This window comes from Paraburkholderia sp. (assembly GCF_035501035.1).
Lineage (GTDB): Bacteria > Pseudomonadota > Gammaproteobacteria > Burkholderiales > Burkholderiaceae > Paraburkholderia.
In genome coordinates this window covers 1-15,636 of record NZ_DATJWR010000143.1, presented here as the reverse complement: position 1 = coordinate 15,636, position 15,636 = coordinate 1, and the positions used below count along the sequence as shown (strand labels likewise).

General features: G+C 64.8%; 18 protein-coding genes, 1 tRNA gene and 1 pseudogene. 8 read left to right on the top strand and 12 right to left on the bottom strand.

From position 1 onward, the window contains the following. The first annotated feature begins 71 nt into the window (after positions 1 to 71). Positions 72 to 326 carry a cell division topological specificity factor MinE gene (gene minE, locus VMJ11_RS10105; RefSeq protein WP_027795398.1) on the top strand — a complete coding sequence of 85 codons (255 nt, stop codon included), beginning with the start codon at positions 72 to 74 and terminating at the stop codon, positions 324 to 326. A gap of 216 nt (positions 327 to 542) precedes the next feature. Further along, complete coding sequence (locus tag VMJ11_RS10100) at positions 543 to 860, top strand: YXWGXW repeat-containing protein (protein ID WP_325619274.1); 318 nt, start codon at positions 543 to 545, stop codon at positions 858 to 860. Between the two features lie 257 nt (positions 861 to 1,117). On the opposite strand, the gene VMJ11_RS10095 is transcribed toward VMJ11_RS10100, so the two are convergent. Further along, entirely contained in the window at positions 1,118 to 2,527 is a 1,410-nt protein-coding gene (locus tag VMJ11_RS10095; protein ID WP_325619273.1) for a chloride channel protein, read from the bottom strand. A 345-nt stretch (positions 2,528 to 2,872) separates the two neighbouring features. On the opposite strand from VMJ11_RS10095, the gene VMJ11_RS10090 reads away from it, so the two are divergent. Next, a complete protein-coding gene (locus VMJ11_RS10090; RefSeq protein ID WP_325619272.1) occupies positions 2,873 to 2,995 on the top strand; it encodes a hypothetical protein in 123 nt (40 codons plus the stop codon). A gap of 98 nt (positions 2,996 to 3,093) precedes the next feature. Here the strand turns inward: VMJ11_RS10090 and VMJ11_RS10085 are convergent, their stop codons facing one another. The 6 genes from VMJ11_RS10085 to VMJ11_RS10060 form a co-directional block, all read right to left on the bottom strand. Next, positions 3,094 to 3,273 (bottom strand): hypothetical protein, encoded by a 180-nt coding sequence (locus VMJ11_RS10085; RefSeq protein ID WP_325619271.1) that lies wholly within the window; start codon positions 3,271 to 3,273, stop codon positions 3,094 to 3,096. Between the two features lie 160 nt (positions 3,274 to 3,433). After that, complete coding sequence (locus VMJ11_RS10080; RefSeq protein WP_325619270.1) at positions 3,434 to 4,750, bottom strand: MFS transporter; 1,317 nt, start codon at positions 4,748 to 4,750, stop codon at positions 3,434 to 3,436. 414 nt (positions 4,751 to 5,164) lie between these two features. Further along, the gene (locus tag VMJ11_RS10075; protein ID WP_414694357.1) at positions 5,165 to 5,617 is read right to left on the bottom strand and encodes an energy transducer TonB family protein; all 453 of its coding nucleotides are present in this window, start codon (positions 5,615 to 5,617) and stop codon (positions 5,165 to 5,167) included. Positions 5,618 to 5,795: 178 nt separating this feature from the next. Beyond that, complete coding sequence (locus tag VMJ11_RS10070) at positions 5,796 to 6,008, bottom strand: hypothetical protein (protein ID WP_325619269.1); 213 nt, start codon at positions 6,006 to 6,008, stop codon at positions 5,796 to 5,798. A gap of 229 nt (positions 6,009 to 6,237) precedes the next feature. Beyond that, complete coding sequence (locus VMJ11_RS10065; protein WP_325619268.1) at positions 6,238 to 8,013, bottom strand: hypothetical protein; 1,776 nt, start codon at positions 8,011 to 8,013, stop codon at positions 6,238 to 6,240. A gap of 83 nt (positions 8,014 to 8,096) precedes the next feature. After that, positions 8,097 to 8,492 (bottom strand): GtrA family protein, encoded by a 396-nt coding sequence (locus VMJ11_RS10060; RefSeq protein WP_325619267.1) that lies wholly within the window; start codon positions 8,490 to 8,492, stop codon positions 8,097 to 8,099. 633 nt (positions 8,493 to 9,125) lie between these two features. Between VMJ11_RS10060 and VMJ11_RS34450 the strand changes: the two genes are divergently transcribed. Next, positions 9,126 to 9,506, top strand: coding sequence for a PAAR domain-containing protein (locus tag VMJ11_RS34450; protein ID WP_414694355.1), 381 nt, complete (start codon positions 9,126 to 9,128; stop codon positions 9,504 to 9,506). Positions 9,507 to 9,617: 111 nt separating this feature from the next. On the opposite strand, the gene VMJ11_RS10055 is transcribed toward VMJ11_RS34450, so the two are convergent. From VMJ11_RS10055 to rph, 5 genes are all read right to left on the bottom strand, one after another. Then, complete coding sequence (locus VMJ11_RS10055; RefSeq protein WP_325619266.1) at positions 9,618 to 10,001, bottom strand: DUF6538 domain-containing protein; 384 nt, start codon at positions 9,999 to 10,001, stop codon at positions 9,618 to 9,620. 111 nt (positions 10,002 to 10,112) lie between these two features. Continuing rightward, positions 10,113 to 10,202 (bottom strand) — tRNA-Ser (locus VMJ11_RS10050). Between the two features lie 66 nt (positions 10,203 to 10,268). Beyond that, positions 10,269 to 11,438: a radical SAM family heme chaperone HemW gene (hemW, locus tag VMJ11_RS10045; RefSeq protein ID WP_414694356.1), complete on the bottom strand. Its 1,170-nt coding sequence runs from the start codon at positions 11,436 to 11,438 to the stop codon at positions 10,269 to 10,271. 44 nt (positions 11,439 to 11,482) lie between these two features. Continuing rightward, positions 11,483 to 12,118: an RdgB/HAM1 family non-canonical purine NTP pyrophosphatase gene (gene rdgB / locus VMJ11_RS10040; RefSeq protein WP_325619264.1), complete on the bottom strand. Its 636-nt coding sequence runs from the start codon at positions 12,116 to 12,118 to the stop codon at positions 11,483 to 11,485. Further along, positions 12,111 to 12,851 (bottom strand): ribonuclease PH, encoded by a 741-nt coding sequence (gene rph / locus VMJ11_RS10035; protein WP_325619263.1) that lies wholly within the window; start codon positions 12,849 to 12,851, stop codon positions 12,111 to 12,113. The genes rdgB and rph overlap by 8 nt, the downstream gene beginning before the upstream one ends. 412 nt (positions 12,852 to 13,263) lie before the next feature. On the opposite strand from rph, the gene VMJ11_RS10030 reads away from it, so the two are divergent. From VMJ11_RS10030 to VMJ11_RS10015, 4 genes and pseudogenes are all read left to right on the top strand, one after another. Continuing rightward, the gene (locus VMJ11_RS10030; RefSeq protein ID WP_325619262.1) at positions 13,264 to 14,202 is read left to right on the top strand and encodes a YicC family protein; all 939 of its coding nucleotides are present in this window, start codon (positions 13,264 to 13,266) and stop codon (positions 14,200 to 14,202) included. Positions 14,203 to 14,216: 14 nt separating this feature from the next. Continuing rightward, a complete protein-coding gene (gene gmk / locus VMJ11_RS10025; protein ID WP_325619261.1) occupies positions 14,217 to 14,930 on the top strand; it encodes a guanylate kinase in 714 nt (237 codons plus the stop codon). 40 nt (positions 14,931 to 14,970) lie between these two features. Beyond that, entirely contained in the window at positions 14,971 to 15,174 is a 204-nt protein-coding gene (gene rpoZ / locus VMJ11_RS10020; protein WP_006400783.1) for a DNA-directed RNA polymerase subunit omega, read from the top strand. Between the two features lie 118 nt (positions 15,175 to 15,292). Beyond that, positions 15,293 to 15,636: pseudogene (locus VMJ11_RS10015) on the top strand (guanosine-3',5'-bis(diphosphate) 3'-pyrophosphohydrolase); the annotation flags it as partial.

Sequence of the window (15,636 nt, the reverse complement as noted above, 5' to 3'; positions counted from 1 at the left end):
CGTTTCACCGATTACCAGAAGCCGGGCCTGCTTCAGCGCCTCTTCGGTAACAAGTAAGGGAGGCGCACGTCATGTCGTTTCTTTCGTTTTTTCTCGGCGAGAAGAAGAAGTCCGCCTCGGTAGCGAAGGAACGCCTGCAGCTCATCATTGCTCACGAGCGCGCAGGCGGTCATCCGCCCGCCGACTATCTGCCGGCCCTGCAACGCGAACTCGTTGCGGTGATCTCGAAGTACGTGAAGATCTCCGACGAGGACATTCGCGTGAGCCTCGAACGTCAGGACGATCTCGAAGTGCTCGAGGTCAAGATCGAGATTCCGCAGGCCTGAGATTCAGCGCGCGCGGCCGCCGCGCCGCGCGCGTCGCCCCGCTTTTCCACGCGCTCGCCGTCTGACGCGCGTCGCCTGGTCGTGCGTTCCCGCCTGACCGAAATATTCCGTTTCATTTCACCCTTCGCGGTTACACCGCCGCTGTCAGCGCATCGGTGTGCTCGCGCATTGATCGGGTAGCGCCAATCAAGGCGTCCAACTTTAAGGGTGACCCATATGAACAACTCCATCCGTCTCCTCATTGCCAAGGCCGCAATCGTCGCGGCCGGCACGTGCGCCGTCGCTGCGCCGGCGCTCGCTGCGGTCGTCGTCGTCGAACCGGGCATCGCGCCGCCCGCCGAGCGCGTCGAAGTCATGCCGGCTCCGCGCGCAGGGTATGTGTGGGACAAAGGCCATTGGCGCTGGGATCACGGCCGCTACGTGTGGGTCGCGGGGCACTGGCAAGCCGAGCGCGTCGGCTATCACTGGGTGCCGGGACACTGGATCGCGCACGGCCCGAACTGGCACTGGGTCGAAGGCCACTGGGCGGCTTGATGCTGCTCGAGATGGCTTGGTAAGGCTTGATCGTCCGGCGATGACCATCGTGCGGCGCGCGTTGCTGGCGCGCCGCGATACATCGCCTCAAAAGCGCAATCGAGGAATAGAACATGAGCAGGAAACTACTGGCCGTCGCGGCTCTCGCGATCGTCCTGGCCGGTTGCGTCGTCGTGCCGGGCCGGCCGGCGTACTACCGGCCCGCGCCCGTCGTCATTTACTGACGCAACGTCGCGCAGCCATGCGCCCGGCCGGCATCAGCGATGCGATTGTTCCTCCGCTGCTGCGCTGTCGGGCACATTGCGCTCAAGCGTCGCGGGGACTTCATCGGCCGGCACTTCGCTTCTTGCCGGCGCGGCGCTTGCAGGTGCCGACGGCGGCGCAAGGTAGCGCAGCGACAGCGTTTCATACAACGGCGGCGCGAAGAAGCCCGAAACACGGCTCGAAATGAGCGCCGTCGCCATCAGCGAGATCACGAGCGCGTGGCCGTTGATCATTTCCATCACGATTACGAACGAGGTGATCGGCGCTTGCGTGACCGCAGCGAGATAACCCACCATCGCGAGCGCGATCAGCATCTGCAGTTGCATACTGCCGAACACTTCGTGCAGCAGGTTGCCGAAGCCCGCTCCGATCGCCAGCGACGGCGCGAAGATGCCGCCCGGAATGCCGGGCAGGTAGGAGCCGACCATCGACGCCATTTTCAGGAACGGATACGCGAGCGAGAGATGCTCGTGCCCGTCGAGCAGCCCGCGCGCCTCCGAATAGCCACTGCCGAAGGTCGCGCCGCCCGATACGAGCCCGATCAACGCGATTGCGAAGCCGCAGAGCGCGGCGAATGCAATGGGTCGATCGGTGTGCAGCTTGCGCAGCGGCGCGGGAATCCAGCGCGCGGTATTGATCAGCAGCCAGCCAAACACGCCGCCCGCGATGCCCGTGACGATCGCCGTGAGCACCACGGCCACCGCGAGCAGGTCGGGAAAGTGCGCGCCCACCTCGATCGTGCCGAAATACGTGTAGTTGCCGTTGAGCCCGAGCGCGATCACGCCCGCGATGATGATCGCCGTGATGACCACGCCGCTCGCACGCGCCTCGAAGCTGCGCGTGAGTTCCTCGATGGCGAACACGATGCCGGCGAGCGGCGTGTTGAACGCGGCCGACAAGCCGGCGGCGGCACCCGCGAGCACGAGCTTGCGCTCGATGAGCGCGTTCGAACGCGGATACAGGCGGCGCATGTTGAACATCAACGCGGCGCCCACCTGCACGGTCGGACCTTCGCGGCCGATGGTGAAGCCGCCGAGAATGCCGAGGAACGAAACGGCGATCTTGCCCACGAGCAGACGCAGCGCGAGCAGGCGCTCGCCGGATTCGCCGGGCTTCGCGTGCAGTGTGGCGATGACCTGGGGAATGCCGCTGCCTTCCGCGCCGCGAAAGAATGTGCGCGTGAGCCATACCGCGGCGGCGCCCACGGCGGGGGTGATGATGAGCGGCAGCCACGCATGCCGTCGCTCCATGCGCAGGAACGCGTCGTAGCCCCAGTCGATGAGCCTCGCGTAGAACACGGCGACAAGGCCGACCGCGATCGCGCCGAGCCAGAACACGCCGTATTGCCGCCAGAGGCGTCGCGCACGCCGCACGACGACCGAAGAGAGGTCGGGGCTCATCATCCGCATAACCCTTTTGGGGCGCAAAAGGCCGATTATAGCCACGCAGGACTGAAGGCCCGACGCGGCAAGGCATGGCGTCGTCCCCCATGCTTCGCAGCGCCTCGTGTACTACGAAGACCGGTATGCAGGGCTCGCGCATTACACGGTTGTTAAAAGTGTCGCCGTTGCTTTGCGCGTGCGGCGCCGATAGCGCGTGGGAGCGCGCATCTCGCGCGGGGTGTTACACGGGCCGTACCGCTGCTTACAAATTGCAACGCCTCAAGGGTTCGCCGTCGTGTTCAATCGAAACCGTCCAGCCCGACATCGCATGGCCGGACACAGACACTGACCTCAAGGGAGAACAACGTGAAACGATTGACGCTTACCCTCATCGCCGGCGCCTTGCTCGCGGCTTCGCTTGGCGGCTGCATCGTGGTGCCGCCCGGCGGCTACTACGGCGGCGGTTACCATCACGGCTACTACAACTAACGCAGGTCGCCGCGAATGGTCCGATTCTTCCTCACCGAACCGGGTGCCCCTCGCGTGAGGCTGTGGGAGCGGGCCACTCGAGCGTCATAAGGCAGCATTCACGCCAGCAGCATTTCGATCGCGATGACTGCGGCAATCGCCGCCGCGTTCGCCGCCAGCGCTTCGAGCACCACGGCGCGCCAACTCGCGGTGCGCAGGCGGAACGCCAGCAGGAGGGAGATGCCCAAGGCGAGGGCCATGATCAGAACAATGTCGGCGTTGCTCAGATGCAGGTTCATTGTCGGCTCCCCCGGGCGGTTACTCCCCCCTGTTGAGTGCAGTATAGACATGCACCGCGCGCGCCTGAAGTGAACAACGCGCGAGCAAAAAGCGCGAAAAAAAGCGGAGTCCGGCTACCGGACTCCGCTTTTTTTGTTGATGCGGGGATGCGAGGGTGTGTTACGTGAGCGACGTGTGGCGCGTCTCGCGCATGCACAGGACACCGAACAGGCTCACGGCGGCAGCGATCGACACGTAGGCGCCGACCCACGAGAGGCCGCCGCGCGCCGCCAGCACCTGCGCGATATACGGCGCGACCGAAGCGCCGAGAATGCCGCCGAGGTTGTACGCCACACCTGCGCCCGTGTAGCGCACGCTGGTCGGGAAGAGCTCGGGCAGCAGCGCGCCCATCGGCGCGAAAGTGGCGCCCATCAGGAACAGCTGGATCACGAGGAACAGCAGCACGAGCGGCATCACGCCGCTGCCAAGCAGTGGTTCCATCGTGAAGCCCGAGAGAATCGCCAGCACGCAGCCGACGATCAGCACCGGCTTGCGGCCGAAGCGATCGGAAAGCGCTGCCGAGATCGGCGTGGCGATGCCCATGAACACCACGGCGATGCACAGCATGCCAAGGAAGGTCGGACGCGCAATGTGCAGCGCCGTCACGCCGTGCGAGAGCGAGAACACGGTCGCGTTGTAGAAGAGCGTGTAGCACACGACCATGGCGAGCGCGCCCAGCAGCGTCGGCCGCCAGTGCTTCGCGAGCAGCGTCGCGACCGGCACGCGCACACGCTCGTCGCGTTCGATGGCGGCCTTGAAGGCAGGCGTCTCGGCGATTTTCAGGCGCACGTAGAGGCCGAGCGCGACGAGCACCGCCGACACGATGAACGGCACGCGCCAGCCCCAGTCGCGGAACTGCTGGTCGGAGAGCGTCGAGGCGAGGCCAAAGAAGAGGCCGTTCGAGGCCAGAAAACCGACCGACGGCCCAAGCTGCGGGAACATGCCGAACCAGCCGCGCTTGCCTTGCGGCGCGTATTCGGTCGCGAGCAGCGCCGCGCCGCCCCATTCGCCGCCAAGGCCGATGCCCTGGCCGAAGCGCAGGATGCACAGCAGGATCGGCGCAAGGCTGCCGATCGCGTCGTAGCCGGGCACGAAGCCGATCAGCGTGGTGGAGAGGCCCATGACGAGGAGCGACGCCACGAGCGTGGATTTACGGCCGATGCGGTCGCCGAAGTGGCCGAACAGGAACGAGCCGATAGGCCGGGCGACGAACGCGATCCCGAACGTCACGAACGCCGAAAGTGCCTGCGCCGTGGCCGAACCGTGCGGGAAGAACACGGGGCCGATCACGAGCGCGGCGGCCGTTGCGTACACATAGAAGTCGTAGAACTCGATCGCGGTGCCGATGAAGCTCGCGAAGATCACGCGCGCGGTGCTTTGCGGCTTTGTCGCTTGCGCCTCATCGGCGCGCGCGGGCGAAACAGGTGAGGTGGACATCCGGGGGTCTCCAGTCGTTGTGACGCGCTCTCGCGCCCTGGTTTGCCGGGGCGGCGCGGGGCGTCTTTGTTCAGGCTCTCGTAGCGTGACGGGGCACTCAGTTGGCGCTGCATGCCGGATCGGCGGCGTTGTTCAACCGGTGGGGCTTCGCCAGTATGCATCGCGCAGCGCCGGCTGTGCGCGTGAATTCAGGACCGGCCATGGCGCGCGCCGATAGGCGCAGAAGGGGCGAGGAGCTCGGTCGGAGCCTTGCGCGGCGGCGCGGATGACGCGTGGCGCAGGCGTGGCCGGCGGGCGCCGGCGAGGGATAGCGAAAAATTATAACGACCGTGCACGTCGTGCAGCAAGGCGGGCGCGAACCGGCGCAAGCCAGCAGGCGGCCGTCACCCGACTGTCATCCGATCGTCACTGGTATCACTGATAGTTCTGCGCCTGCGGCGAAGCGAGTGTGCGCAACTGGAACTTGCCGTTGTCGTTGAAGAGCCAGTCCTCGAACATGTCGATCTGGCCTGCGGAGTTGAGCAGGCGGCCCGGTGGCGCGGGTAGCGGCGCGGCGCGGCGCAGCGTGGAGAGGGCGGTGGCTTCGGCGTCGTCGTCGCCATTGGTGCGATAGACCGACGACTTCACGATCTGGCCGTTGCGATCGACGGTGAACGAAACGACCACGAGCGAGCGAAGCATGGCCTGCGGGCTGCCGCGCAATATGTAGGTCGGGTTGCGTTCGACGATGCGCCTGGCGACCGCAGCGCGATAGTCATCAAGCGTGTTGCTGTTGAGCGCCGCTGGCGGAATGACGAGGAGCGGCTGGGGCGGCGGCGTGATCGTGCAGGCGCCGAAGCAACCGAGCAACCCGAGCAGCAAAGCCAGCCCGAGTCGTCGTGCGAGGACGGCGAGAGGCGCGGATGGTCCGCAAGTCAGGTGGGCGCAGATGAGCACGTCGAACAAGCTCGGTGGCGAAACCTGAATCGAGCTTAGTCGATACGCCGCAGGATGCAATCAGCAGTGTCCCGGGAAGGACGCGTCAAGCGCCGAACAGCGAGGGGGCTTATTCGACGGGGAATTGCGCGCAGGGGTCGGAAACGACCGTCGCACAGGCGTAGGAGTATTCGCCGCTCTTGAGGAACAGCTCTTTGCCGACCAGGACGTTTTCCCGCAGATCCGGTGAGCTTTCCCACGCGATATAGCTGGAGCACATCACGGCGAACAGGACGACGAGCGAAAACGCAAATTTTTCAAGCAGTTGGTAACGGTGCGGCATGGCAATTTATCCCTTCAACGGCTGGGATTTTACCGCATTACTAGGGTTTTTACCTAGTCGAGCAACGAGGGGAATCGCGTGGAGTCATCGGTGTATTTATGGTGCGACCCTTAATGTAGGGCTTCCCGGAAACATCGCGCCGGGAAGCCCTGCCGTTGCACATCGAGCCGGTCCGTTTTTTTGCCTGGCCAGGCGTGCCGGCGGTCCGCGCGCGCCAGCGGCGCGATCCTCACTTGCGCAATGAGACGTCGCACCACTGGTAGACGACTACGCCCGTGCCTATCCCTGCGCGGTAGGGCACGCACGTCGCCGGGTCCAGCGTGAAGCCGTTGCGCTCGAAGACCGGCACGGCGGCTTCGACGTCGGCGCGGTTGCGCGCCACGGGATCCTGCACGTCGTCGGCGCGCAGTGCGAGCTTGCACTGCCTGTTCCCACCCGTTGCGGGCATCACCGACGCATGCAGGCGCAGCCGTCCGATGGTCCAGCGAAGCGCATTGCAGCCGCTTTCGCTGCGGGTCAGCCGGAGGCTATCGGCAATCTCGTTCATCGTCGCGACATTGTCGATGCGCCAGTTGTACTCGCCATCGACGATCGCGTGAATCGGGCCGCCGCGCTCTCTGGCCACTTCGCGCATACGTTCGCTGAACGCGGGCGTACCCGGGAAGCTGCTTTCCAGTTGCATGAATGCTACCTGGTCGGGAAAGAGCGTCGCGAGCCAGGCCAATCCCTTGCCACGGGTTGTCGCGAGCACGACGGTAGTCCGGTGCGGTTCGGCAATGGTGGGCGTCTCGGCATGCCAGAGCGGATCGGACCAGCCTTCGTGGCCCCACGTGCGGGCGCCGCCCGTGACGACCACGGCGCTTGCAATGACGAGTATCCAGCCCGCAAGGCGCCGTGCAGCCGGGGCCGGCAGCAACCGATGCAGCAGGACCCACACCATGAGCGGCACCAGCATCTCGATGACGACGATGTAGCGGTAGATGCTGAAGCCCTCCATCCAGAGCGCGTACCCCAGCGCCACGAAGAGCACGACGAAGCGCGCACGCGGCGCGAGCGCGGCGCCTTTGCGGCCCGTAACCTTTCGCATCACGCTGACGGCGACCCACAGCCAGAACAGGACATACACTACCGGCCAGATGATCTGCCGGATCGGCGTTTCGCCCACGCGTTGTGAATGGAAGGTGAAGATGAACGGCCAGAACAGGGCTTCGAGCCAGCCACGCGGCCGCCAGCGCGGGTCACCCATCGCGTCGGGCTGCACGAGCGGATTCGGGAAGAGATGGCCGAACTGCGGGTACAGCGGATTGCCGAACGTTTTCCACATCTGCCACGGCCAATAGCCCCCGGTCGCGGCGAATCCCAGCAGCACGCCGACGCCGAACAGAAAGGCGATACGCACTCTGGTGACGGCGCGCGCGGGATAGAGCAGCAGCGCCGCGCACATCGCAACGGCATAGACCGCGTTCGTGAGTTTCAGTCCCACGCCCAACCCGAGCGCTACGCCGGCGGCAATCGCGATGGCGATCGAAGGCCACCCCCGCTGGTCGAGCCGCTCCCAGCCGGACATGAGTATCAGCAGGCCTGCAAGGCCGAAAAGCGCCGTCGTGTCATCGCCCATCGAGCTGCCGAGCCCGGACAGAAAATTCGCCGTGAGGCAGCCGGCCAGCGCGAGCAGAAGCGGTACGCGGTAGCGTTCACGCTCGGGCAGATCGTGCAGGACGCGTCGCGCGATCCCGAGGACGAGAATGAAGCTCAGCCCGTGCAGCACGCCCAGTGAGAACCCCACCACGCGCGAGGGCAGATGCGTGTAAGCGAGATAGAGCAGCGAGTCGAGGAGTGGATTGAAATAGGACTGGACGCCGGCGGGTGCAAGATCGACGAGCAGCTTGCCGTGTAGCCACGCGAACGGGTTGTACATGTGATAGTTGTACAAGTCCCAGTTCGAGTCGGCGCCGAGCCATAGCGAGTACAAGCCGAAGCACAGTGGCACCAGCACGCAAGCCATTGCCAGCGCGCGTGGCGTGTTCAGGACGATTGCATGTGAACGCGGCAAGGTCCTGGAAGAAGTCGGGTCGATCTGCGACACGGTTATCGTTGGGGTCGGTGACGGAAAACCCACCAGCGGGCGGACGCGAAATTCACGCCGAGGCCGGCGACCGAGCCCGCCGCGACGCCGAGGAAGGGCACGAAGGCCGCATGCGGCAGGATCAATACCACGGCGCAATAGGCGGCGTAATTGACACAGCCGCCCCCGGACATTGCGGCGAGATACCGCCACCATTCACGCCATGCCGAGCCGGACGTATGGGCGACGAATGTGAAGCGTCGGTTGAGCTGCCATGTCACCCAGACGGCGGTCAGAAACGACACGGCCCGCCCGGCGAAATAGCCGGATCCGAGGTGCAGGGCGAGCCATAGCACGCCGGCGTCGGCGATGAAGCCGGCCACGCCAACCAGCGCAAAGCGCAAAACCTGGGTGCGCATGTCAGTGCTGGCTCCGCGGTGGCTGCATTGCTGGCGCTCGTGCCACTTGCGATTGAAAGTCCTGCCGCCCGGGTGAGCCGTCCATGGTTACTCCGCTTGCTGATCTTTGGATCGCGCAATTATAGGGCCGCCATGTCGGCTGACGGATCTTGCCGTTGGCTACGTAGGGCGGCCAGCAGCGAGAAGCTGGGTACGCGGCGCAAGGAACGCGTGGCTGCGGGGGAAACTGGTTACCCGGCGCGAGGCATGTAGCGAGGCGGACTCATCGCGGCAGACCGCCCCGAAAATCACGAATCGGCATTCTGTTTGGAGCGGGTTCCGCGCTTTCGGTTTGTGCCAGTCGTTCGTGAAGGGCAGTGCGAAGAACTGCCGGGATGCGAGGGATGAATGCCTTTGGAGCCATCTGGCGGGGCTACGAGACTTGATAGCGAAAAATCCTCCATCCTTTCCCCTCAAAAACAAACGTGATTTTCTCGGGAGTATTTCGCACGCGTGAGCGCGGTCAATCGAGCCGCCAGCAACGCGCACAACCTGAACATTCGCTGCGCCCCCGAAGGGGCACTTTCGCTGTTGCAGGGCTGTTACGGCTGCCGGTGTTACAGCGATGGCCGTGCCTGATGCACCCCGCATCCAATGCGCGCGGGTCCAGATAGCGTAAGGTCTAGCGCTGGCGTGCGTGCTGGGTATACAGCCCCAAAGCGACGCGAAGAGAGGGCAATGAGCAACGTAATCAGGGTAGGCGACAGAACGACAGTAGGCGGTGTCGTCCTTGATGGCACGGGTAGTATCTCGACGGACGGGCGTGCGTTGTCGTTCAACGGTGCGCGGGTGTCTTGCCCGAAATGCGGGTCAATGGGTATCGCACGCAGCCAGCCACATCCCACTAATGTAGTGATGAACGGCAGGCAGGTACTACAGGCAGGCGATCAATGCGTATGCAAGTGCCCGCCGCCCGTTTTGGTAGCTTCCCAAGGCATCGCGTCTTTGAATCCCGGCGGCGGCAAACAGCCGTAACCTCGCCACAGTGCCAGTTGCGTGACGGTCGGCTCAAACGGCGTCACGTCACCAGTGACAACCGCTGTCTTGATGTCACCGAGTACGGCGTCCAGCTCTCGCGCCAGTTCGTCAGGTTCCGTCGCATCCTTCCAGCGCTCGCCGGATTTGCGTGCCGAATAGTCGTCCGACAGGCCGGCAAGATATAGGGCTGACAACTTGTTCGGCAAGCCCCTTGCGCCCGGCTGGCAGCACCTTCAGACGGGTATGCGGGTCCTTTTTCAGGAACGCCGCCAGCGCGTCTTCAGCGCTGAGCACGAGCGCCATCTGCTGGCGAGTGTCGTGAAACAGTCGCGTCATTTCGGCTTCGAGTTCGGCCCATCGTACTTTGGCGAGTTTGAAATCGCGTCCGAGCGACTTCTTGATGACGGTCTTGCCGATAGCCGGCACCAAATCTGCCGGAACGGTTTTTAGATAGATGTAGCCGTGGGGTGTGGCGCGGAGATTGGGGAGCATATCGACCTCATCAGTCGACGTCGAATTCCGCGTGGAACTTGTACCAGCCATTTGTACCAGAGGGGGTAAGAACTCCCTGCTATATCGGCAAATCAATGGCTTGGCTTAAATTGGCGGAGGCGGTGAGATTCGAACTCACGGAAGGGTTACCCCTTCGCCGGTTTTCAAGACCGGTGCATTCAACCACTCTGCCACACCTCCGGAGGCGCGCATTGTAACCCGAAACGCGGGCGCGGCGGCATTCGCCCAGTCGATCATCGTCGACTCTCAGTGCCCATCCTTCAGGAACAGCGCCTGCAGATCGTTCAGAAAGCGCTGGCCCAGCTCGGTTGGCGCGATCTTTTCATAATCACGCGTGATCAGGCCGCGCTGCTCGGCTTCCTGCAGCGCCGGTTCGATCGTCGTGATCGGCAGGCCCGTGCGCTCGATGAAGCGATGCACCGGAAAGCCTTCCACGAGCCGCAGCGCGTTGAGCATGAATTCGAACGGCAGATCGCGCGCGTTCACTTCGTGCTCTTCCTGGATCGGCGTGCCCGCGCGCGCCTGTTCGATGAACGTCGCCGGATGCTTGTAGCGCGCCTGACGCACGATGCGGTTCGGAAAAGAAAGCTTCGTATGCGCGCCCGCGCCGATGCCGAGATAGTCGCCGAAACGCCAGTAGTTGAGGTTGTGCCGGCACTGACGGTTCGGCTGCGCGTAAGCCGAGACTTCGTAGCGCCCATACCCCGCTTTCGTCGTGCGCTCATGGATCCAGTCCTGCATGTCGGCGGACTGGTCGTCGTCGGGGAGGGCTGGCGGAAATTTGGCGAACAGCGTATTCGGTTCGAGCGTCAGGTGATACAGCGACAGATGCGGCGGCTTGAACGAGAGCGCGGTCTCGATGTCGGCCTGGCATTCGGCGAGCGTCTGCTGCGGCAGCGCGAACATCAGGTCGAGATTGAAATTGTCGAACGTGCTCGCCGCGACTTCGACCGCATGGCGCGCCTGCGCCGCGTCGTGGATACGTCCGAGCGCCTTCAGATGCGCCTCGTTGAAGCTCTGGATGCCCACCGAAAGCCGGTTCACGCCGCTCGCGCGAAACTGCGCGAACTTCGCGGCCTCGAACGTGCCGGGATTGGCTTCGAGCGTGATTTCGGCGTCGGCGTCGAGCGGCAGCAGCGCGCGCACGTCCGAGAGCAGGCGATCGAGACCCGCCGCGGAAAGCAGGCTAGGCGTGCCCCCGCCGATGAACACCGTATGCACCTGGCGGCCCCAGACGAGCGGCAGCGCCTGCTCGAGATCGGCGCGCAGCGCGTCGAGGTAGTCGTCCTCAGGAAAGCGCTCGCCCTTCCACTCGTGCGAGTTGAAATCGCAATAAGGGCACTTGCGCACGCACCACGGGAAATGCACGTAGAGCGCGAGCGGTGGCAGCGACGCAAGGCGAATGCTGCCAGGCATCGTGAACGACTGGACGACGTCGATGCCGGTTCGATGCTGCTGGCTCACGCTTCCTCCTGAAGCCGCGCGAGCAGTTGACGCAGGGCGATCGCGCGATGGCTCGACGCATTCTTGAGCGCCGGATCGAGTTCGGCGGCCGTGGCCTCGAGCTCGGGAACGTAGAAGTACGGGTCGTAGCCGAAGCCATTATCGCCGCGCGGCGCGTCGAGCACGACGCCGTGCCAGCGGCCTTCCGCGATGAGCGGCTCGGGGTCGTCGGCGTGGCGCACGAGCGCGAGCACGCAGTAGTAGTAGCCGCGGCGATCAGCGTGCGTTTTCAGGTTGGCGACGAGCAGCGTGTTGTTGGCCGCGTCGCTCTTTTCGCCGCCCGCGAGCTGCGCGTAGCGCGCCGAATACACGCCCGGCGCGCCGCGCAGCGCGCGCACGCACAGGCCCGAGTCGTCGGCGAGCGCGGGCAGGCCCGTGAGCTTTGCCGCGTGGCGCGCCTTGGCGAGCGCGTTCTCGACGAAGGTGGGATGCGGCTCCTCGGCTTCCGGCACGCTGAGCGCGCCTTGCGGCACGAGCTCGATGCCCGCCGCGCCGAGCAGCGCCGCGAATTCGCGCAGCTTGCCCGCGTTGTTCGAGGCCAGCACGACGCGCGAGAGCGCGCTTGCCGCAGTGTTAGCCGGCGATTCAGCCATGGACGATCTCCAGCGCCGCTTTCTGCTTGTCGATCAGCGAGCGGATGCCGCCTTGCGCGAGATCGAGCAGCGCGTTCAATTCCTCGCGCGAGAAGGGCGAACCTTCGGCCGTGCCCTGGATTTCGACCATGCCGCCCGAGCCCGTCATGACGACGTTCATGTCCGTGTCGCACTGCGAGTCTTCGGCGTAGTCGAGGTCGAGAACCGGCAGGCCTTCGTACACGCCCACCGAAATCGCCGCCACGTAGTCGGTGATCGGCGAACGCTCGATGCGGCCCATCGCGAGCAGCTTCGAGACGGCGTCGTGGGCCGCGACGAACGCGCCCGTGATGCTTGCCGTGCGCGTGCCGCCGTCGGCCTGCAGCACGTCGCAATCGAGGTTGATGGTGCGCGCACCGAGCGCCTCGAGGTCGAATACCGCACGCATCGCGCGACCGATCAGGCGCTGGATTTCCTGCGTGCGGCCCGTCTGCTTGCCGCGCGCGGCTTCGCGGTCGCTGCGCGTGTGCGTGGCGCGCGGCAGCATGCCGTATTCGGCGGTGAGCCAGCCCTGGCCCTTGTCGCGCAGGAACGGCGGCACGCTTTCGGACACGCTCGCGGTGCACAGCACCTTGGTGTCACCGAACTCGACGAGCACTGAACCTTCGGCGTACTTCGTATAGTGGCGGCTGATGCGAACGTCGCGAAGCTGGTCGGCGGCGCGGCCGGATGGGCGCTGGATGGATTGGGTCATTGTCGGGCGTGCTGGGTTGGCGTGCTGGGTTGGCGTGCATCAAGCACGGGAGGGAAGGGGAGACGCCGATTTTACCGCCTTCGCCCGCCTCGCGACGGGCGCCGCCGGAAGTCCACTGGAAGGCTGCGAGAAGGCAGGTGCGAGGGGGCACAAGCGCGCCTTTGCGCGCGCCGGGAACCCAGCCAGCGGCCGACGCCTGGCGTACGCCCGACACGAGCGGCGGTACGCGCCGCGACCACGGGCGCTGTGCAGCCCGCGCTTGCGGGGGGGCGCGCCTTCAAAAATGGGATAATACGGTTTCTCCGCCCCGCGTCATCGTCCATTCGCGACAACACGCCGGGCGCCTCGATCCCTTCGCCATGGCACGCGCGCGCAGCAAGCGCGAGTCCACGGCTTCTTCGCGAGACGAACCATGATTTACAGCATGACCGGCTATGCCAGCGCCACGCGCGAGCTTGCTGCGGCATCGGGCACGGGCGGCGCCAGTGTTTCCGTCGAATTGCGCACGGTGAATTCGCGCTTTCTCGACCTGAACTTCCGCATGCCCGAAGACGTGCGCGTGTGCGAGCCTACGCTGCGCGAGATGCTGATGACGAAGCTCTCGCGCGGCAAGGTCGACATCCGCATCAACATCCAGCGCAGCGAGCAGGCCGCCAACGCGGGCGCGCTCAATCGCGAAGCGCTCGATCAGCTCGCCGTGCTCGAGCGCGCCGTGCTCGAAGCGTTCCCCGAGTCGGGCCGCCTGCGCACGGGCGAGATCCTGCGCTGGCCCGGCGTGCTGACGGAAAGCGGCGTGGCACCCGAGGTGCTGCGCGACGCGGTGCTCGGCTGCGGCAAGCAGGCGATCACCGACCTGATCGAGGTGCGCGCGCGCGAAGGCGCGCAACTTGCCAACATGCTGCTTGCGAACGTCGCCGAAATGGAGGCGATCGTTGCGCGCATCACGCCGCTCATGCCGGAGCTGATCGCCAAGCATCAGCAGAAGATCGTCGAGCGGCTGCAGGAAGCGCTCGGCATCGCGGCGCCCGATAGCAACGGCCATGGCGGCAGCATCGGCAACGTCTCGCGCGAAGAGATCGCCGAGCGCATTCGCCAGGAAGTGACGATGTACGGCATTCGCATCGACATCGCCGAAGAACTCTCGCGCCTCACGGCGCACCTGAACGAAACGCGTCACGTGATCGAGAAGGGCGGGCGCGTGGGCAAGCGTCTCGACTTCATGATGCAGGAGCTCAACCGCGAAGCGAACACGCTCGGATCGAAGGCGGCGGCGAAGGAACTCGCGGATGCCTCGATGACGCTCAAGCTCCTGATCGAACAGATGCGCGAGCAGGTCCAGAATCTCGAATGAAGGAAGTCACGAACATGACCGACCACACCAGCGCGCCGCATGCGGACGCGAGACATGACAAGAAGCGCAATCCGTACGCGGGCACGTACCCCGGCAACCTCTTCATGGTGGTGGCACCCTCGGGCGCGGGCAAGTCGACGCTCGTGAACGCTTTGCTCGCCGAAGACAGCGCGATCCGCCTGTCCATCTCGTACACGACGCGCGCGCCGCGTTCGAAGGAGCGCGACGGCGAGCACTATCACTTCACGACCGTCGACGACTTCCTCACGCGCCACGCCGCGGGTGAATTCCTCGAGAGCGCGGAAGTGCATGGCAACTACTATGCGACTTCGCGCGTCTGGATCGAAGAGCAGATGAAGATCGGCCGCGACGTGCTGCTCGAAATCGACTGGCAGGGCGCGCAGCAGGTGAAGAAGCAGTTCCGCAATGCAGTGGAAATTTTCATCCTGCCGCCGTCGCTCGAGGCGCTCGCCGATCGGCTGAAAAAGCGCGGCGAAGACGAGCCGAACGTCATCACGCGGCGTCTGCTTGCAGCGGGCAGCGAGATCGCGCACGCGAGCGAATCGGAGTACGTCGTCATCAACGAGAACTTCGATACTGCGCTGCAAGAGCTGCGCAATATCGTGAGCGCGACGCGCCTGCGCTTTGCGTCGCAATATGCGCGGCATACGGAGCTCTTCGTGCAGCTCGGTATCCACCAGCCGCAGCCCGGCGTATCGGGCACATAAGGTAGAATAAGAACCTGCTGAGAATGAGAAGGAACCCGACATGGCCCGCATCACCGTCGAAGACTGTCTGAAACAGATTCCGAACCGCTTCGAACTGGCACTCGCCGCAACTTATCGCGCCCGCCAGCTCGCACAAGGTCACACGCCGAAGATCGAAAGCCGCGACAAGCCTACCGTCGTCGCGCTGCGCGAGATCGCGGCTGGCCAGGTCGGCCTCGAAATGCTGAAGAAAGTGCCCGTGTAAGGGCGCGTTCCCACGCGTTTTAGCTTGCCTTGTCGCCTGTCTTGCAATACGTAGCACGTAGCGCGCAGCTTCATCGAGCCGCTCTACCGTCAACGCCAAACCTGATACGGAGGGGAACATGAGCACCACGCCCTCGCCGGCCACCGACGTGGACCAGGAAGCCGAGACTGCGAGCCCTGCGCGCAATTACATCGACGCGGTCCTCGAACAGTCGTTTCGCCATCTGTTCGGGCCGACCGCGACGCCGGAGCAGCCCCGCAAGCACGGGGTCGTCTCCATCGCCAATCTGACCGCCGCGCTCTCCGGTTACCTCACGCCCGAGGAAATCAAGGAGGTCAAGGCGGCGTTCCACTTCAGCGATGAAGCCCACCTCGGGCAATATCGCCAGAGCGGCGAACCCTATATCACCCATCCCGTCGCCGTCGCGGAAATCTGCGCCGGCTGGAAGCTCGACGCGCAGTC